The following is an 18,678-nucleotide window of genomic DNA, read 5'->3' as shown; positions in this document are numbered from 1 at the left end:
ATACCTCTTTCTATTGCCTTATAAATCCAGCATGAATACAAAATTAACGCTTAATTACAATATTATCAATTAACCTGACTTTACCAAATCTAACTGCCAAGCTTACTAAAATATTTCTATTTTCCGCATTTTTAAGCGATTTTATGTCTTCAAGTGTTTCGTAATCATTAAACGAAATATAATCAATTTTTGTTGCAGTCTTCCTGGATTTTATCAGTTTTGACATCTGTCCGCGAAGAAAATCAATATCTCTGTTATAATTTTCAAGCTCTATTTTGCGTTTAGCGTACTGCAAAGATTTATAAAGGAATGGAGCATCTTCACGCTGTTCTTTTGTAAGATAGACGTTTCGCGAGCTCATTGCAAGTCCGTTGGATTCACGGATAGTTGGGTGAACTTTCACCAATGTATTAACATTAAGATCTTTTACCATTTTTTTGATCACAGCAGCCTGCTGAGCATCTTTCTGACCAAAAACCGAAAAATGGGGCTGCACAATATTAAAAAGCTTTAATACAATTGTAGTTACACCTTTAAAATGTTCCGGTCTTATCTTTCCTTCAAGCTTTGCGGTTAACTTTTCAACAATTGCGTAAGTTGAATATCCTTCCGGATACATTATTTCATTGGAAGGATAAAATATATAATCCACGCTGGCTTTACGGCAAAGCATTTCATCACGCTTAAAATCACGGGGATATCGGGAAAGATCTTCTGTTGGAGAGAACTGAAGCGGATTTACATAAATACTTAAAAAAACCTTATCTGCTTTTTTCGCGGCTTCCTTAACCAGAGATAAGTGCCCTTCGTGAAGGTAGCCCATTGTTGGAACAAAACCTATTATTTTATTTTCAAGCCTGAGTTTTGTTGTAAGCTTTTGTGTTTCTGCAATTGTGCGGAGAATTTTCATTTACCGGGCTGCATAGAATTTGATTTACCGCTGTTATTTATCATGCATGTAAACCATAAATTGATACAGCTTTTCTTTCAGGTCTTTTCGGTTAACTACGCAATCCAGGAAACCATGCTCCTGAACGAATTCCGCATGCTGAAAACCTTTGGGAAGATCCTTACCCGTTGCCTGCCTTACAACTCTTGGTCCAGCAAATCCTATCAGAGCGTCAGGTTCTGCAATGTTCACATCGCCAAGCATAGAAAAGCTTGCTGAAGCTCCCCCTGTTGTGGGATCTGTTAACACGGAAATATACGGAAGTTTATGTTCCGCTAGCTTGGCAAGCCAGGCAGAAGATTTTGCTAGCTGCATCAGGGAAATAGCAGCTTCCATCATTCTTGCACCGCCTGATTTAGATATAATTATGTACGGGCATTTTTCCTTAATGGCTTTTTGAATACCTCTTGCTATCTTTTCACCTACAACCGAGCCCATTGAACCGCCGATAAAGTTGAAATCCATCGCGCTAATCACGCATTCTTTGCCGTGAATTTCGCCGATAGCATTTCTAATTGCATCATAAAGACCGGTTTTTTTTATCGTATCATTTATTCTGTCTTTATATTTTTTAGTATCCACAAAATCCAGCGGGTCTTTTGAAATAACTTTTTTATCGAATTCTTTGAAATCACCATTATCAAACAATAGCTTGAAATATTCTTCACTTCCTATCCTGAAGTGATAGTCGCATTTAGTACAGAGATAAAAATTATTTTCCCACTGTTTTTTATGCATTATCTCGTCGCATTTTGGACATTTTATCCAGTGTCCTTCTCCGAGCTCTTTTTTTTCCTGAGTAGCTATATTCTGTTTTGTTCTCTTAAACCAGGCCATCTTAATTCATAATAAAATTTCTAAATAGTTACACTTTCTTAAAATTAAAATCTTTCAGATAAAGCGGTTCTGCTTCAGCAGAATCTATCAATTCATTGTTATGGAATTTTTCTTCAGCCAGCCGGCTAAATGATTCCGCTTCGCTTTTGAGATTTTTAACATTAATATACTTAAAATAACAATGTTTTATTTGAGTTTCATCGTCAAAATCTCCCACAATTATAGTGTTTTTTTGGAGATTTTTTAGAATATTTTCCAGATCCAGAGATCCTTTTGAACTAATTTCACCATTTTTGCGAACAGCGTAATAATATTCAGGCAATTTTGCTTCAAGCAGAATGCAGTATTCTGCATCCCTGTTAATTTTCGTTAATCTGTCCAATGTAAGCTCAAAATTGTTAACAGGGATAATTTTTTTACCCAGTCCAAATGCCAAACCTTTGGCAAGTGATAACCCGACACGAATTCCGGTAAAAGAACCGGGTCCAATTGTAATTGCAATTGCATCAATTTCTTCCAGGCTGTTTTCACGGGAAAGTTTATCCAGGCAATGGATAAGTTTATCTGCTTTTCTTCCCGGAGTATTTGTTTTAGAGGTAAATTCTTCAGCATATACTGTTTTTAAAACTCCGTTGCAGTAAAAAGCAACGAATGCATTTTTATCGGAGGAATTAATTAGAAGAAGGTTCATATGCTTAATCCCCTTATCTTGATCCATCGTTCATTTTCATTTTCAACAGAGTGGGAGATATGGATTTTAATATTTCCTGATGGCAAAAGCCGTTCGGCATGTTCAGGCCATTCAATTAAAATTAAGCCCCGGTTATTCATGTAATCTTCAAAACCCATTGCGAGAATTTCATCTTCAGATCTCAGCCTGTACAGATCAAAGTGATAAACGTTTCCAATAACCGGTGAAATGTACTCATTTACTAATATAAAAGTAGGGGAGTTCACTACATTATTTATTCCTAAGCCGGTACAGATACCTTTTACCAGGCGGGTTTTGCCTGAACCAAGATCGCCGTATAAAGAAATTACATCTCCGTTCTTAAGGGAAGATGCAATTTTTATTCCAAGTTCAATAGTTTCAGTTTCGTTTTTTGTGGTTACTGCAAAATCGTGTTCCATAAGATAGGTAAATTACACTGATACGTTTATCTTAATTAAAGATACGGTAGTCGCAGCCTTCAGGCTGCGATATAATAAAATGGTTTAAATCATAAATAGTTGATCCTTTATAAGGATAGTCTTTCCAATCTGATACAAGACCTTTTCTTACCGGGTTATTTAAAATATAACAAACCTGATTTTTTATGTCTTCATCGCTTCGAATTATGTGGTCGTAGAAATCTTTCTGCCATTTTTCCCCAATTTTGTTTTGCGAAAACCAATATCCGGTATCCTGTTTAAATCTTTTCATAAAGTCCAATGGATCTGATTCAGGCGTATTACCACAAGTGATTAGATGAAAATGATCTGGCATAAATAAATAAACGATTAGATCAATCTTACAGTATTCAGCTTCTTTCAGCAGATATTTCTGAACAATTTCAAACATCATATCATTAATAAATAAATTATTCATATCAAATACACAACCTGTAAAAGAAACAGATTGAAAACCAAGATAATTGTTTTTATCTAACCTATGCTTTTTTTCTGTTTTTTTCATTTTAATAAGCGCAGCCTGAAGGCTGCGACTACATTATGACTAAATTATCACACCACATTATAATATGAATATATTTCTTATAATTTAGAATGTAATAAAAGGATATTTTTAATGCTTTATACTTTGGGCTCCAAGGTTACTACCGGCAATATCAATTCTTCCATTGAAATACCGCCATGCTGGAAAGTATTTTTATAATGACTGAGGTAATAATGGTAATCAGTTGGGTAAACAAAGTAAAAATCTTCTTTTGTTACCACGTAATTAACTATTCCCCCCCGTTTAGGTAATTTGTAATCCTGGGGATTGCGAATGAATATCGCCTGGCGGTCATCTATTTTTACATTTCTGCCGTATTTATACCGCAGATTTGTAGAGGTTTCCCTGTCTCCCAGTACTTTAGAGCCGCGCATACAGCGAATGCTGCCGTGATCTGTAGTCACAATTATCTTGATATCCTTCTGCTGAGAAAGTATTTTGAACATACTGAAGAGTGATGAATGCTCGAACCATGATTGAGTTAATGAGCGGTAAGCTGATTCATCAGGCGCGATTTCTTTAAGTACGGCATTATCTGAACGGTTGTGTGCAAGTATATCTACAAAATTTACAACAATAGCATTCAGGTGGGTATTTGAAAAGCTCGAAATTTTATTTTCTATCCCTTTGCCAAAATCAGCATCAAGTATCTTAACATATCGCAGCTCGTTTTTAAGCTTAATGCGTTTTCTATCGAGCAGTTTTTGCAGGAATTCTTTTTCGTAATTGTTCTTGCTGTTCTCATCATCTTCTCCTTTGGCAAAAAGCTCAGGGTAATGTTTTTCTATTTCACTCGGGAAGAGACCGCTGAAAATTGAATTTCTTGCATATGGTGTTGCCGAAGGGATTATGCCATAATGAAAATCCTTTGTGATCTTGAAGTAATCATACAGCATTTTTTCCATCAGCATCCACTGATCAAGCCTCAGGCAGTCAATTACAAAAAAGAAAACCGATTTATTTGAATCCAGCTCAGGCAGAACGTATTTTTCAACAATTCCATTTGAAAATGTCGGACCTTCTTTTTTGCCGTGGATCCATTCTACGTAATTTCTTTCAAAAAATCTGCAGAACTCGGCGTTACATTCCTTACGTGTAGCAAGTACAGTATCTTTTAATCCAAGCTCGGGATGTTCATCAAGCTCCATTTCCCATTGGGTAAGATCGCTGTTAATTTTTATCCAGTCATTGTAATCAAGAGGCTCCATCATAGCCATATTTATCTTGTTGAGCTCCTGGATGTAATCACGCGAAACTGTTTCGCTTTTTATACGTTTGCCTTCGAGGAATTTTTTACAGACGAGCAGAATCTGGTTGGGGTTAACGGGCTTGAGCAGGTAATCGGAAATTTTAGCTCCGATAGCATCTTCCATTAGGGATTCCGTTTCATTTTTGGTTACCATAACCACCGGAACATTAGGCTGCACTTCTTTAATAGAAGCAAGAGTTTTAAGTCCGCCCATACCGGCCATCATTTCATCAAGAAAAATCAGGTCAAAATCTTTTTCTTTCACAAGGTCAATGGCATCTTCCCCGTTTGTAGCCTTTTCAACAAAATAGCCTTTATCTTCCAGAAAGAGGATATTTGAGCGTAAAAGCTCAATCTCATCATCAACCCAGAGGATTTTGTTCTTCAATTTTTCCATTTTTTAGTGTTTTTGTTTGAAAATTACCCGGATTTAGAGGCGGGCGTTAAATAGTAAATTGATTTTCTTATAAGATATGGCTATTTTTGGAATTAAGTTTAAATTAAGTAAAAATAAATCAATATTAATAGTATAAAAAGGATAAAAATTAGATGCCATTAAGACATAAATCAGCTCAAAAAAGAGCAAGGCAGACCCCTAAGAGAACTGAATATAATAAACACTTTAAAGCGAAAATTAAATCCGCATTAAAGAACGTGACAGCTGCAAAGAAAAAAGACGAAGCTGAAAAAGAGCTTAAAAAAGCCGTTAAGGTTCTTGATAGAGCTGCAGTAAAAGGCATAATTCACAAAAATAACGCTGCTAACAAGAAATCAAAACTTACAAAAGCTGTTAATAAGCTGAAATAATTCTTCTCACACTTTATCTAAATAGTATCGTGTGAATGTACAAAGTATAACTGAAAAAGGAGCTATTTAGCTCCTTTTTTGATTGTCAAAACTACAATACCTCTTTAATCCTGTCTTCAAGCCAGAATTTTACTCCGAAATGATTCATTTGATTCTTTGATATCGTGTCTTTAAGCATAGATAGATCAGTTTGCCGTTTATTCCTGTCAGATTCCTGTTTTAGATTTATAAGGGTTATCGTGGATTTCAAAAAACCAAGTATCGATTCTTTCAAGCTTTCTGAAATAACGGCTTCCTTCATAAATGTTTTCTTAAATGATTCTATAATACTTCGTGTTTCTTCATAATATTCAAGCTGGAAATTCAGCTGGACTTCTATCAGCCTGACCTGTACCTTTAAAATAGCGAGGGGAAAATTCACCATTGTTATAAGCTTCAAAGCTTTGTTATAGTCACCTTCATAATGAGCAATGTAAGCATTTGAATAATTCAGGCAGTTATCAAGCTGGTCTTTCGGCAGCTGTGCTGCAAAATCAGCAATAAATTTTCTTGCAAGCTCAATATCGCCGGCTCTTACAAAGATCTTTATGTAATTCACAAAATCCGGATAAAGAAGTTCCCCGGATGTAACCCTGTTGTTTAAGTATGAATGCCTGTAAAGTTCATAACCTTCGTTTACATATCGCCTGTCTCCTTCTATATTATATTTATCAGCGCAGTAACCGAACATATACATATGAACTGTATATGCGGAAAATTCATTCATAAACTCAAAATTATTGAAATAGTGTTCCTTTAATCTGAAAAAATACTCATCATTTCCTTTTATCTTAAGCAGGATGAGATAGCTGTATGATAATGTAACTGGATGGCTGCTTACCGGACCTTTTTCAAGGAATGAAATTACTTCATCCATCATTTTAACATCAAGCTTGATATTGTTATCCTTGCTGATATGGATAAACAGGTTATAATAGAAAAGTAGATTATTGATGAAGTATTCAAAAAAACTATCAAATTCATTAACAATACCTGATATGCTGCTGGGTTTTTCAAATAGATCTACAAACTGGCTTTCAATTGCGACAAGGTAATTATTGTAAAGAAAAGGATTATCCTTTATTTTTTTTTCTTTGAAAGATTTTTCCAGAGATTTAACAAGCTTTCTGTGAAGATTAAATAGTTTGCGCTGCCGCAGCTGTACTATAAGATTATACTCAGATGTAAACTCAGTGGCGGGATTAGAAGTAAATCGTAAAAAATCCAGTCCCAGGTTATAAAGATCAGAAGAAATATTTTTGATCTTAAAATAATCAAATTTTTCATCTGGAAATATTTCTTTGTAAATTGTTTCTTCATCCGGAAGCAAAGAATCATACTTCGGGTGAAATTTAAACAGGGTCTCATTTAATTTCTGAACATTTTTATTTTTATTAAAATATGGTGAGATTACAAAATCCCTGAACCTCTTGATTTCTTCTTTGGAAAATGTCTTTAGCAGTAATATTAACTTGGTATTCTTCAAACTTATCCTTTAATGAATTTTTATGTTTTTAAAGTTCAATTCAGCTCCCCAGCTTTATCAAGCAGCCAGTTCTTAGCTCCAAGCGGATTAGCGCTCATACTTTTTATCTGTTTTATGAGAATCGCAAGGTCTTCCCTGTTTTTTTTGTCCATTCCTTCAAACTTCAGCCTGGCAAGCTCAGCCAGGTTCCTCAAAAACTCATAGTGCGCATTTTTCTGTTCTTCATCCATCATTTTTTCTGTCTTTAGGTAATGCCTGAAAGTATCGACAGAAGAAATAGTCTGTTCATATAGGTTCTGTTCGTAATATATACGGGCAGAATAGCTTTTTACCATTACTTTCATTAAATAAAGCCTGAAGTTTGTTTTGGAAAAATACTGCAATGCCTTCCCGTATTCTTTTTGCCTGAATGCAATGAATCCCCTGCAGTAATTCAGTGTATTGAACTTTTCCTCTGTTGGCGAGATCCCGTTTGATGCTTTTTTGAGAAATTCTTCAGCCCAAATATATTCTCCTGCCATACAGGCAGAAGTAAAAGCAGAAATGAAATTGGGATAAATGACATATTTGTAAGACATGAATCCAAGCTCTACCATTTCTTTGAAAATTAAAAACCGTTCCTGGTAGTAACTCTCATCCCCGGATTTTAACTTGTAGGCGGCAAATGAATTCTGGACAAGTAAAATGTAATATAATTCCTCATCGGGAATGTAGTTTTTATACTTAGTTTTGATCTCAATTAGTTTTCGGTATTCCTTTTCATCCTTGCTAAGCTCTAGTTTAATTATTTGTTCGTAAACCATACATGAAGGATTATTGCTCAGGTCAGAATTTTTAACATAATCCCAAACATTATTAAACATCTTCATATCAAAATTTATATTTCCGTGATTTTTGTTGTGAAGCATTTTTGAGTAAAGCCTAAGCAGGCCGGTTAAAGAATACTGGAGGAAGCTGTCAAATTCTTTTTGAATGCTGTTAAATGAATATGATGAACCTGCGAATTTGTAATGTGCAATGTTAACCCTTTCAAGCTGGTATTGCCGTAAATAATTATCTTCATCTTTTACTTTGGAGTTTAATAATTCATTCTGGATCTTTTTTTCACGCTGTTTGTAAATGTTATCAAGCTTTCTGTCATGAAGAGCATTCAGCAGATTTATTTCCCCATCCTGTTTCCTGCTTTGAGAAATTGTCACTTTAAGAAATTCAGCTGCAAGTCCATATACATCAGAAATAATATTTTTGATTTTAAAGTATTCGAACTTTTCTTTTGGGAATATTTGTTTATAGATATTTTCTTCGGTAAGCTCAGTTGATTCAAATTCAGGCCAGTATTTTATAACAGTTTCGGCAAGTTTTACGTTGTTTTCATTTTTGTTAAAAAAAGGTGACCGGATAAATTCATTAAACCTGCTTATTTCCTGTTTTGAAAACATTCTTAATAAGCCTATCAATTTTGTTTTTTGCATAAATGACTCTAAAAATTCAATTAAATATTGTCAAATTTAGCTATAAACACAATAATATCAAAATCAGGCTTCTAAAAATATGCAAAACTTTCTTTGTTTACCAAAGCTATGCAGGGTAAGTTTGAATCGTTCGGCTATGTCTTCCGGTGTTCAAATTCTAAATCAAGCTTATTACCGCCAAAATATCCCGCTATTTGTTTGAGCAATTCATAGCCGAAGACCTCTTCTTTATTAGCGGGGTTTGGCGGAATATTATAATGACACAACAAACAAAACTATATATAAGGAGATCTAAAATGAAAATTATTAACCGTTTTTTGATAATGACATTTTGTTTTTTATGCAGCGTTCAATTGCAGGCACAGGTTCAACAGGAATGGGTGCAGAGATTCACTTCTGACAGTGTAAGAAATGAAGCCGTTAACGACATGTTTGTAGATGCACAGGGTAATGTTTATGTTACAGGTTCTCAAAGGCAGACAACTAATACCAATATTCAGTCAGTAACTGTTAAATACAATTCCCAGGGTGTGCAGCAATGGATACAGAACTATATTGCACCAAATGATAACGGAGCTTTCACAAGGGCTATACATGTTGATGCATCGGGAAATGTCTACGTAACAGGTGAAAGCGACATTGTTTCAGGGGGAGCTAATAAAATGCTGGTTATTAAATATGATGCCGACGGAACACAATTATGGTCATACAGGTTTTCATACAGCTCTGCCTATAACGGAGGCTATGATATTGTAACTGATCTCACTGGTAATGTTTATGTAACAGGCGAATATGCTACCAATGTTACTACTTTAAACAATGTGTTTATTGCAAAATTCAGCCCGGCAGGTGCATTGATTGGACAAACATTCTATAACTATGGAAGCGAAGGCGGAAGAAGAATTGCCTTAGACGGTGCCGGAAAGATAATTGTTGGCGGATACTGTAATATTAATCTACCGGATTCTTCAAGGTTTGTTGTGTTAAAGTATGAACAGAATCTTGATTTCGTTTGGGCAGCAAGATGCGGCAGCAAAGGCTCAGGTTCACCGGCTTCACCGTTTGATATGACGGTTGATATTAACAGCAATATACTTTTAACGGGCATAAACAATAGTGATTACGCAGTATTTAAGATCAATCCGGATGGAACATTATCATGGAATAATTTTTATCATTACTCCTCGGATATTCCAAGAGCTATAGTTACCGATAATTCAGGCAATGTATATGTTACCGGGGAAAGCGGCGCGCCAGGCTTTCCGCTTTCATACTCTATTACTACAATTAAATATGACCCGGCCGGAAACCTGCAATGGTTAAGGAATTACAACGGCGGGTCAGTGCCGGATGGTTATTCAGGTTATGATATTGCAGTTGATAATAACAACGGAGTTTGTGTGATAGGAAATATTTACGGCAATACTAATATAGCGACTGTTAAATACAATACTAATGGATCACTTCAGTGGGCAAAGATATATAACGGTTTATCTACAAACAGTACTGATCTGGCTATTTCAGTAGGCGTTGACCAGAACGGAAATGTTTACACTACAGGTAACAGTAACAGCAATAATTATACTACCGGCAATGATATTGCGATAATCAAATATTCTCCGGTATCAGTATTTACAAATGAGTTCACCAAAAGCGGATTAACAAAAACTATTGGAGACCTTCAAAATGCTTATGATACTATATCTGTTGATTATACCGCACCGGCGAATTATTATGTTTATGATGTTAATCTCAAAATTGATACTGTACTGCATCCAAATGACGGTGACCTTGAATTCTATTTAGTTCATAACGGAATCACTGATACAGCTATTTACCAGGTCGGAGGCTCAGGTGATAATTTTATTAATACCGTGCTTAACGATTCCGCTGCAAATCCAATTTCCGGCGGTACGGCGCCATTTACCGGTTCATTTAGACCAACTAAAGAACTTTCAGTGTTCAATAACTCAAATGTTAACGGATCGTGGATACTGAAAATATACGACAGAACCTCCGGAAATACTGGTATGCTTAAAGCGTGGTCTCTGAATTTTGTGATAGGTACTAATCCTATTGGCATAAATAATATCTCAAGCGAAATACCTTCGGGTTATTCGCTTTCTCAAAACTTTCCAAACCCTTTCAACCCGGTTACAAATATAAAATTTCAATTACCTAAGGCAGGATTAGTAAAACTTTCCGTGTATGATATTCTTGGCAGGGAAGTTGCATCCCTGCTGAATAATAATCTTGATGCCGGAAGTTACAATTTTGACTGGAACGCATCGAATTATTCAAGCGGGGTGTATTTTTACAAACTGGAAATGAATGAATTTTCAGCGGTGAAGAAGATGATTTTAATAAAATAATATCTGAATAATAGAATGAATATAAGCCGGATCACTTCCGGCTTTTTTTTATAATTTCATCAAGCTTTAAGAAAAACCACTCTTTCATATTGAAATATGGTTTTTTTTCCACTTCATTTTTAAGCAAAATAGCTGCTTCTGAATTTTCATCATGTTTAATTTTTTCAAGCTTAACGAACATTTTTATGAAATCAGAACACATTTCTTTGGTTTTTTCTGCTATATCCTTATCACGTGAGAGAAAATGTTTATATGAATCTATTAGTGAATATAGCTCATCGGTAAAATTTAGTTCATAATATATTATAAGCTGTATATTCCTGAACTCTGTTTTTATTGTTGAACGCTCTGTATTAAATGCGGAAATGCAATTAAGTGCAGTGTCATAATTACCTTTACAAAATTCCAACAATGCATTTGAAAAACTGACAGTTTCGCTTAATCTTTCTTTGTTTAATCGTGATTTATATTTTTCAATGAAATTAGTGCACCATTCAAATTCTCTGATAAATGCTGCATTCCTGACGCTGTTAATGAAAAAATATGGTTCAATATTCCCGGGTGGCAGCATGTTTTTATCTAGTACAATGTTTACCATCTCAAACTGTCTTCTTCTGAAGTCACTATCGCCCTTTTGTACTTTTTTATAACAATACTGCATTAAAGTTATTACTGCATTATAATCGTCGCCGGGACTCAGCTTGTTTTCAAAGTTTTTTCTTCCCTGCTGCAGTTCATAAAAATATTTTTCCTCTTCTGTATTCAAGAGCATCAGCATATTATAATACAGGTTTATTAAAGGGTTATTATTATAATCATACTTTTTAATATGATTTAATACCTCATCATAAAATTTCAGATCAAATTTTATGCTTCTTGCTTTTGACCATTCTGAAAGTCTTATGTAAAGCAAAAGACTGACCGAAAGAAAATATTCCATAAAATCGTCAATTTCTTTCTGGAACCCTTTTATCATTTTACCTTCATCGGTATGCAGAAAGTAACCGTTTTTAAGTGTGGTGAAATTGAATTTGGATTCATAGTAAGCAAAAGTATGCGGAAAAGTATCAAACAAGCTTTCTATTATCTTTGATCTTTTTTCGAACATAACGGAAAGTTTTTTCTCGCGAAGTTTATCAGCAATTTTCACATTATACTCAAGTTCATTTTCTTTAAATGAAGAAATTGCAAGAAAATCTGCAACCAAATTAGTTGTTAACGAAAAAACTTTCCTTAACAGTACATCATTAAATATTTTCTTCGGATAAATTTTAGAAAATATCATTTCTTCGTTAACTTTTTTTATGTTAAAATCAGGGTAATGCTTTTTAACGGCATCATAAAATCTTATTACCTCGCTTCGGTTATTAAAATATGGTGAATTAATAAATTTTCCGAACTCGTGAAATTCATTTTGAGTTAAAGATCTTAAAGCATTATATATCTGAGAGTTTTTCATTTTATTAATTCTTCTGCTTTATTTAATATCCATTCTTTTAAGTTAAAATATTCAGAATTATTTAGTTTTTTTAAAAACAATGTCAGATTGTTTTTATTGCCTGATTGCTTTATTTTCAGTAAATCCGAAAGATATTTTAAAAATGGCAGACATCTGTTTCTGATAGTCTCTCCCACATCGTTATTTCTGAGAAAATGCTTATATGAATCAATTTGTGAAACAAGCTCATCATAATATCCCAGTTCATAAAACAGCATAATAAATAAATTCTTTGAATTTGTTTTAGCGGCTATTTTTACCGGGTTAACTTTGCAAACATAATTTAAGGATTCTTTATAATTACCTTTTTCAAACTCAATAAATGCATTTGAATAATTAAGAGTTTCTTCTAGTATTTCGGGGTCAATTGCTTTTGTATACTTGTTTTTAAAGTTATTTATCCACCCAAATTCCTTTAAATATGCTGCATTTCTGATTGCGCCAGTGTATAAAATCGGATTCAAATAGCTATTCTCTTCCGGGAAAGTAAACTTTTCAAAGTAATTTTTGGTCAGCAAATATAAATGTTTTCTAAAACCAATATCACCCTTGTAAATTCTGTTTAAAGAGTAATCTACTAATGTTACGAAAATATTGTATTGCAGAATAGGTGTTAATTTCTTCTTAAATTTTTCCCGAAGTTTAATTAATTTTAAAAAATACTTTTCATCCTGTGTTTCCAGAAGCTTTACCAGGTTGTAATATATGGCAACAATTGTAACGTTTTCAAAATTATTGTTTTCAATAAATAAAAGCACCTCTTTATATAATTTCAGGTCATATTTGATTTTATGCAGGTTAGAGGTTGTTAATAATCTGTGATATAATACTAGTGCTATAACCAGAAACTGCTCTATGAAGTCATCCAGTTCTTTCTGGTAATCTGGTATACTTACATAATCAGATAGATGGCCGTTAAGCTTACTTGTATGTTTAAATTTATATTCGTAATACTCAATAGTGTGAAAAGAGTTCTTTAGTAAATTGGTTATTAGCTTAGATTTTTTTACCAATTCGGCAGGAAGTTTTCTTTCATAGAGAAAGTATAAAAGCTTAACATTATATTCGAGTGTGTTTTTCCGGAAGCCGGTAGTTACAATATAATCCATCAGCAGATTAACAAATAAAGAGTAAATTTTTCTCATCAAAACGCTGCTAAACTTTTTCCCCGGATATATTTCTTCAAAAACCTTACTCTCATCTATTTTTTCTGTTTTGAAATCAGGGTAGTATTTTTTTATAGCATCATAAAATCTTATTACCTCGCTCCTGTTGTTGAAGTAAGGAGATCTTACAAATTTCCCGAATTCACGGAATTCTATTTTATTTAAAGATTTAAGAGAATCAAATAACTGTATTTTTTTCATATTTTTTGTGCCACAAAGAATTGCCGTAAAATCTCACATAAATATTTAAAATTCAATATAAATTCACATTATTAAGCTTGAAGCACAGAAATTCTTGCCACAATCAAGTAAAAATTTCTTTGCTGAGTTAAACTTTAAGCTATATAATTGCACAGGATCTGGTCGTCCGCTTAAATTAATCAATAATAGTTTGAACCTCCCCAAAAAGAGGACGACCAAGGCAAAAAGCGCTGAGTGAGATCCATTTTACAAAGCGCTTTTGCCTGTTTAAATAAATTTAACTTCTCAAAATATGAAAACACTTAAAATATTTTTCCCGTTAATTACAGCAATAACTATAATAGTTTATTCTTGCGGCGGCGATAGCCCGTTTCAAAATAGCGGCGGCAACAATCCCGTTGATACATCATTTACAGCGTATGTAATTCTTTATAATGGTGCAGTTCCAGTAGATACATTACATTTTAACGACAGGAATCTATGTATTGGATCTTACAGCAGCTCTACTAATTCCACATACTGTTTGTTAAACGATACGGCAACACAGCAGAATATTTCCGTAAGTTTTCCGGGTAATACTTCGGGCAGCTTTGTGTTTACATTCGGGTTTATGACTTACCAGGGCGGCAGCTTTAATGGAAGCTCAATTACCGGTACGGTTTCTTTGTATGAAAGTGTTGGCGGATTGATAAAAGGTACATATAACGGAATCTTTTCTGACGGGACTACAACCTACAATATAATAGCAGTATTTACTGTAAGAAGAACTCAGTAATTAAAATTAGAAAATTATTATGAAAAAAATTATTACATACATTTTGGTTTGTTCATCACTTTCTTTAGGCTTGATAGACGGTAATTGCAGCAATACAAGCAGCCAGCAATTGTTTTACAGTTTTTTTTTCTTGGCATTAACAAGTCATTTTGATCGTAAAACTGATGTATCAGGTCTTGAATCATCATTTATAATTGGAATAGGTCCAAACGGCACAATTTATAAATCTTCCGGTAGTGATACTATTAATTTTATACCTAAAGCAAGCGGTACTACGCAAAACCTAAACAGCCTTGATATACGCTCTAGCGGTGAAGAGATGATTGCTGTTGGCAATAACGGTACTATAGTTCGTTCATTAAGTTTCGGAAATACATGGAATGTTGTTAATTCCGTAACTTCTGCAAATCTAAATGCTGTTAGATGGGGTAGATTCTACCAATTTGCAGCTGGTGATAATGGTACAATACTCAGAGGAACAAATTTTGGATTAAACTGGGCTGTTATCCCAAGCGGTTCCTCAAGAAAACTGAATGCAGTCTCAGCTCATCTTGACGAAACAGAATTTGTGGTTGCAGCCGGAGATAAGGGAACAATTTTGAGAAGCACTAATTCAGGTCTCAACTGGATTAATGTCAGCCTTGCTGATACAAACATAAACTTTTACGGAATTAATCCAGCCTCTATTGGAATAACGTATATTAACCCTTTTTATATTTGCGGTTCGCAGGGCAGGATTTATAAATCAACAAACTACGGCGCAAACTGGGTATTGATAGACAGCGGAACCACTAATACGTTGCGTTCAATTTATTTTACAAGTGATGATAGTGGATTTGTTACAGGTGATAACGGAACCATCAGAATGACAACTAACGGAGGCAATTTATGGTTTACAGATACATATTTTTCTAATGTAACGGGAAGCATAAAAACACCAACGCTTTTTAGCCTGTTTCCGCAAAAATTTATTGCGCTGTCAGATTCGAACACCTTATATGTCGCCTCGGAAGACAGTGTAATATCTGTTATAGGTATTAATCAGATCAGCACAGAAATTCCGAAAGAGTTTTCGCTTTCACAAAACTATCCCAACCCGTTTAACCCCAATACAATTATCAATTTTCAATTAACAAATAGCAGTGATGTTAAGCTTATTATTTATGATCTATCAGGCAGAGAAGTTGAAACTCTTGTTAATAAACATTTAAAACCCGGTACTTACGAGGTTGATTTTAACGGCAGTAAATACTCAAGCGGCGTTTATTTTTATAAAATAATTGCAGGTGATATTATCCAAACAAAAAAAATGGTTTTAGTAAAGTGAGAAAAAAATGAAAAAATTTATTTCAATTTTAACATTATGCTGCTGTATTTCTATGTCTTTTACATTTAGCAGCGGGTGTAAATCAATATATCATACGTTATTTGCAGCATTTGCAGAAGCATTTGGAAAAGTAAATGTGGGAGATTCAAATGCCGCAGATTTTGCTTTTGGAATAACCGTTGGTCCAAACGGTACAATATATAAAACATCAAGCGGTGACACTATAATTTATACTCCCAGAAACAGCGGCACATCACAAAACCTGAATGCATTGAAAATACAGCCAACAACCTTTCAGCCGTTAGTAATTGCAGTTGGCAATAACGGAACTATAACTCGTTCAACTAATCTTGGAGAAAACTGGGCGGTTTCACCACAGGTAACCGCTTTAAATTTATTTGCTGTTGATATTAGTTCAGCCACGCAGCATTGTGCTGGCGATAACGGCGTGCTGCTGATTAGCTATAATCTTGGGGCTAACTGGACTGCTCAGCAGAGCGGAACAACCAGAAATCTTAAAGGAATAGGTATGAATGGCGGTTTTGTTGTTGCAGTAGGCGAAAAAGGAACAATATTAAGAACTACAAATTCAGGTCAGAACTGGATGAACGTAAGCCTGCCCGACTCTACAATTAACCTGTACTGTGTTTCACAAAGAACGAGACAGAACTTTAATGCAACTAATTTTTATATAGCGGGTTCACAGGGAAAGATATTTAAATCAACCGATAACGGCGCAACATGGTCTTTAAAAAACAGCGGCACAACAAATACACTGCGTTCAATTTTCTTCAGTGGGAATGACAGCGGAGCAGTTTCCGGGGATAACGGAACAGTCAGAATAACAACAAATGCCGGCGAAACATGGTTTTCAGACCCCGTATTTAACGGTTTAAATGGTTCAATAACATCTATTTCCGAAATACCCCGCTCTTCAAAAACATTTTCAGCGCTTTCAAACGGGAGCGGGTTATATCTCATATCAGAAGACCCGCCATTTATCGGCATAAAAAACATTAGCAATGAAATCCCAAAGGAATTTTCACTATTGCAGAACTATCCAAATCCGTTTAATCCCGTAACTAATATTCAGTTTCAGATTAAACAAAGTTCTGAAGTTAAGATAGTAATATATGACGTTAACGGAAAAGAGCTTCAAACCCTTGTTAACCAAAAACTGAATGCAGGAACATATTCTGCCGATTGGAACGCAGCTAACTCTTCAAGCGGTGTATATTTTTATAAGCTTACTGCAGATGATTTTACACAAACCAGAAAGATGGTATTAGTAAAATGAAAAAGATATTTAAATTTTCAATTTTATTTGGTTTTTATTCATTGTTATTTGGAATTTGTTATGCACAGTGGCAGCAACCCGATATTCGCCTGACAAATGCAGCAGGGTTTTCAACTAACTCAGATCTTTCATCAAGCGGCAGCTTTTTACATGCTGTTTGGCAGGATACCAGAGATGGTAATACTGAAATATTCTATAAAAGATCAACAAACGAAGGTGTTACCTGGGAATCTGATTTACAGCTTACAAATCAACCAACCAGTAAAGCATTACCAACAATTTCGTCAACCGGCTCTAGTGTTCATATCGTGTGGCAGGAAAATCGTACCAATGATGTGGAAATCTATTATAAGCGTTCAACTGATAATGGCGTTACCTGGGAGTCTGAAGTTCGACTGACTAATAGTTCCGGTGTTTCGCAGGATCCAATAATCAAAGCAGAGGGTTCTTCGGTGAATGTAATTTGGCGTGATACAAGAAGCGGTACATATGAGATGTTTTACAAACGCTCAATTGATGGAGGAATCACATGGTCTTCAGATACAATGTTAACAGCCCACTCAACAGGTTTAGCTTCGTTAAATTCATTGGCTGTATATGGCTCTAATCTTCATATTGCCTGGTCTGATACTCGTCACAATGATGATTACGAAATATTTTATAAACGGTCAACAAATGGTGGTTTAAGCTGGGGCGCCGATACACGTTTAACTAATGAATTAAGGATTTCAGAATCTCCTTCAATTAAATGTAATTCTTCAGATGTACATATAACATGGGTTGACCTGCGTGATTCAAATATTAATGCTGAAGTTTATTACAAACGTTCAACTGATAACGGAAATTCCTGGAGCCCGGATACCAGATTGACAGTTTATGCTTATGCAGGTAATCCCTCAATTTTGCTTTCAGGAACTATTGTGCATGTTATATGGGGAGTTTTGCCATCAGGTTCAGAAATTCATTACAAGCGCTCAACAAACAGCGGTAATAGCTGGGAAACAAGTACACAAGTATCAAGTTCATTCAGCGGCGCGTATTACCCTAATATTGCAGTTACCGGAAGTAAAGCTCATATTATCTGGCACGATGTGCGTAATGGAAGTACAAATTCAGAACTTTATTATGACTTTAATCCTACAGGTAATACAATTGGAGTTACAAATATAAGTACAGAAATCCCTGCTGAATATTCGCTTTCTCAAAATTACCCTAATCCTTTTAACCCAATGACTAAGTTCAAATTCCAAATGCCAATTAGTGGCTTTGTAAAATTGACAGTATTTGATATGCTTGGCAAAGAAATTGAAACTTTGGTTAATGAAAATATGAAGCCGGGTACTTATGAGGTTGATTTTGACGGCAGCAAAAATTCAAGCGGAGTTTATTTTTATAAACTTATAACAGGTGATTTTTTTGAAACAAAGAAAATGATCTTAATTAAATAAAAACTATTCATAAATTATAGTATTAAAAGGAGCTTACAAAA

General features: G+C 34.6%; 16 protein-coding genes. 6 read left to right on the top strand and 10 right to left on the bottom strand.

Annotated elements, in window-relative coordinates:
• Positions 1-43: 43 nt before the first annotated feature.
• From J0M37_01995 to J0M37_01970, 6 genes are all read right to left on the bottom strand, one after another.
• Positions 44-910, bottom strand: coding sequence for a pantoate--beta-alanine ligase (locus J0M37_01995; protein ID MBN8583838.1), 867 nt, complete (start codon positions 908-910; stop codon positions 44-46).
• A 33-nt stretch (positions 911-943) separates the two neighbouring features.
• On the bottom strand, positions 944-1,786 hold the full coding sequence (locus tag J0M37_01990; GenBank protein ID MBN8583837.1) for an acetyl-CoA carboxylase carboxyltransferase subunit beta: 843 nt from the start codon (positions 1,784-1,786) through the stop codon (positions 944-946).
• A 28-nt stretch (positions 1,787-1,814) separates the two neighbouring features.
• A complete protein-coding gene (tsaB, locus tag J0M37_01985) occupies positions 1,815-2,477 on the bottom strand; it encodes a tRNA (adenosine(37)-N6)-threonylcarbamoyltransferase complex dimerization subunit type 1 TsaB (protein MBN8583836.1) in 663 nt (220 codons plus the stop codon).
• A complete protein-coding gene (tsaE, locus tag J0M37_01980) occupies positions 2,474-2,917 on the bottom strand; it encodes a tRNA (adenosine(37)-N6)-threonylcarbamoyltransferase complex ATPase subunit type 1 TsaE (protein MBN8583835.1) in 444 nt (147 codons plus the stop codon). Before tsaE ends, tsaB begins: the two co-directional genes overlap by 4 nt.
• 31 nt (positions 2,918-2,948) lie before the next feature.
• The gene (locus J0M37_01975; GenBank protein ID MBN8583834.1) at positions 2,949-3,461 is read right to left on the bottom strand and encodes a transposase; all 513 of its coding nucleotides are present in this window, start codon (positions 3,459-3,461) and stop codon (positions 2,949-2,951) included.
• A gap of 116 nt (positions 3,462-3,577) precedes the next feature.
• The gene (locus J0M37_01970; protein ID MBN8583833.1) at positions 3,578-5,146 is read right to left on the bottom strand and encodes a response regulator; all 1,569 of its coding nucleotides are present in this window, start codon (positions 5,144-5,146) and stop codon (positions 3,578-3,580) included.
• A 152-nt stretch (positions 5,147-5,298) separates the two neighbouring features.
• Between J0M37_01970 and rpsT the strand changes: the two genes are divergently transcribed.
• Complete coding sequence (gene rpsT, locus J0M37_01965) at positions 5,299-5,556, top strand: 30S ribosomal protein S20 (protein ID MBN8583832.1); 258 nt, start codon at positions 5,299-5,301, stop codon at positions 5,554-5,556.
• A gap of 91 nt (positions 5,557-5,647) precedes the next feature.
• Here rpsT and J0M37_01960 read toward each other — a convergent pair whose 3' ends face one another.
• Together J0M37_01960 and J0M37_01955 are read right to left on the bottom strand one after the other, a co-directional pair.
• Positions 5,648-7,081 (bottom strand): hypothetical protein, encoded by a 1,434-nt coding sequence (locus tag J0M37_01960; GenBank protein ID MBN8583831.1) that lies wholly within the window; start codon positions 7,079-7,081, stop codon positions 5,648-5,650.
• 35 nt (positions 7,082-7,116) lie between these two features.
• The gene (locus J0M37_01955; protein MBN8583830.1) at positions 7,117-8,553 is read right to left on the bottom strand and encodes a hypothetical protein; all 1,437 of its coding nucleotides are present in this window, start codon (positions 8,551-8,553) and stop codon (positions 7,117-7,119) included.
• Between the two features lie 296 nt (positions 8,554-8,849).
• On the opposite strand from J0M37_01955, the gene J0M37_01950 reads away from it, so the two are divergent.
• Positions 8,850-10,925 carry an SBBP repeat-containing protein gene (locus tag J0M37_01950; GenBank protein MBN8583829.1) on the top strand — a complete coding sequence of 692 codons (2,076 nt, stop codon included), beginning with the start codon at positions 8,850-8,852 and terminating at the stop codon, positions 10,923-10,925.
• A 31-nt stretch (positions 10,926-10,956) separates the two neighbouring features.
• On the opposite strand, the gene J0M37_01945 is transcribed toward J0M37_01950, so the two are convergent.
• Positions 10,957-12,384, bottom strand: a complete 1,428-nt coding sequence (locus J0M37_01945) for a hypothetical protein (GenBank protein ID MBN8583828.1) — start codon at positions 12,382-12,384, stop codon at positions 10,957-10,959.
• Positions 12,381-13,790 carry a hypothetical protein gene (locus tag J0M37_01940; protein MBN8583827.1) on the bottom strand — a complete coding sequence of 470 codons (1,410 nt, stop codon included), beginning with the start codon at positions 13,788-13,790 and terminating at the stop codon, positions 12,381-12,383. The genes J0M37_01945 and J0M37_01940 overlap by 4 nt, the downstream gene beginning before the upstream one ends.
• Before the next feature lie 292 nt (positions 13,791-14,082).
• Here J0M37_01940 and J0M37_01935 point away from each other — a divergent pair, with 292 nt between their 5' ends.
• The 4 genes from J0M37_01935 to J0M37_01920 are packed head-to-tail and all read left to right on the top strand — an operon-like array spanning position 14,083 to position 18,637.
• Positions 14,083-14,565, top strand: coding sequence for a hypothetical protein (locus J0M37_01935; GenBank protein MBN8583826.1), 483 nt, complete (start codon positions 14,083-14,085; stop codon positions 14,563-14,565).
• Positions 14,566-14,584: 19 nt separating this feature from the next.
• The gene (locus J0M37_01930; GenBank protein ID MBN8583825.1) at positions 14,585-15,892 is read left to right on the top strand and encodes a T9SS type A sorting domain-containing protein; all 1,308 of its coding nucleotides are present in this window, start codon (positions 14,585-14,587) and stop codon (positions 15,890-15,892) included.
• Between the two features lie 7 nt (positions 15,893-15,899).
• On the top strand, positions 15,900-17,189 hold the full coding sequence (locus tag J0M37_01925) for a T9SS type A sorting domain-containing protein (protein ID MBN8583824.1): 1,290 nt from the start codon (positions 15,900-15,902) through the stop codon (positions 17,187-17,189).
• On the top strand, positions 17,186-18,637 hold the full coding sequence (locus J0M37_01920; protein ID MBN8583823.1) for a T9SS type A sorting domain-containing protein: 1,452 nt from the start codon (positions 17,186-17,188) through the stop codon (positions 18,635-18,637). Before J0M37_01925 ends, J0M37_01920 begins: the two co-directional genes overlap by 4 nt.
• The last annotated feature ends 41 nt before the right edge of the window (positions 18,638-18,678 follow it).

The sequence above is a fragment of the Ignavibacteria bacterium genome (assembly GCA_017303675.1).
Taxonomy (GTDB): Bacteria; Bacteroidota; Ignavibacteria; order Tepidaquicellales; family OLB5; genus OLB5.
The sequence above is the reverse complement of the archived record's forward strand: the minus strand, read 5'-3'. Positions and strand labels throughout refer to the sequence as shown.

Coding starts and splice junctions, on each gene's coding strand:
- J0M37_01935 (MBN8583826.1), top strand. CDS start 14,083: ATGAAAACACTTAAAATATTTTTCCCGTTAATTACAGCAATAACTATA.
- J0M37_01920 (MBN8583823.1), top strand. CDS start 17,186: ATGAAAAAGATATTTAAATTTTCAATTTTATTTGGTTTTTATTCATTG.
- rpsT (MBN8583832.1), top strand. CDS start 5,299: ATGCCATTAAGACATAAATCAGCTCAAAAAAGAGCAAGGCAGACCCCT.
- J0M37_01925 (MBN8583824.1), top strand. CDS start 15,900: ATGAAAAAATTTATTTCAATTTTAACATTATGCTGCTGTATTTCTATG.
- J0M37_01975 (MBN8583834.1), bottom strand. CDS start 3,461: ATGAAAAAAACAGAAAAAAAGCATAGGTTAGATAAAAACAATTATCTT.
- J0M37_01945 (MBN8583828.1), bottom strand. CDS start 12,384: ATGAAAAACTCTCAGATATATAATGCTTTAAGATCTTTAACTCAAAAT.
- J0M37_01970 (MBN8583833.1), bottom strand. CDS start 5,146: ATGGAAAAATTGAAGAACAAAATCCTCTGGGTTGATGATGAGATTGAG.
- J0M37_01930 (MBN8583825.1), top strand. CDS start 14,585: ATGAAAAAAATTATTACATACATTTTGGTTTGTTCATCACTTTCTTTA.
- J0M37_01995 (MBN8583838.1), bottom strand. CDS start 910: ATGAAAATTCTCCGCACAATTGCAGAAACACAAAAGCTTACAACAAAA.
- tsaB (MBN8583836.1), bottom strand. CDS start 2,477: ATGAACCTTCTTCTAATTAATTCCTCCGATAAAAATGCATTCGTTGCT.
- J0M37_01955 (MBN8583830.1), bottom strand. CDS start 8,553: ATGCAAAAAACAAAATTGATAGGCTTATTAAGAATGTTTTCAAAACAG.
- tsaE (MBN8583835.1), bottom strand. CDS start 2,917: ATGGAACACGATTTTGCAGTAACCACAAAAAACGAAACTGAAACTATT.
- J0M37_01950 (MBN8583829.1), top strand. CDS start 8,850: ATGAAAATTATTAACCGTTTTTTGATAATGACATTTTGTTTTTTATGC.
- J0M37_01940 (MBN8583827.1), bottom strand. CDS start 13,790: ATGAAAAAAATACAGTTATTTGATTCTCTTAAATCTTTAAATAAAATA.
- J0M37_01990 (MBN8583837.1), bottom strand. CDS start 1,786: ATGGCCTGGTTTAAGAGAACAAAACAGAATATAGCTACTCAGGAAAAA.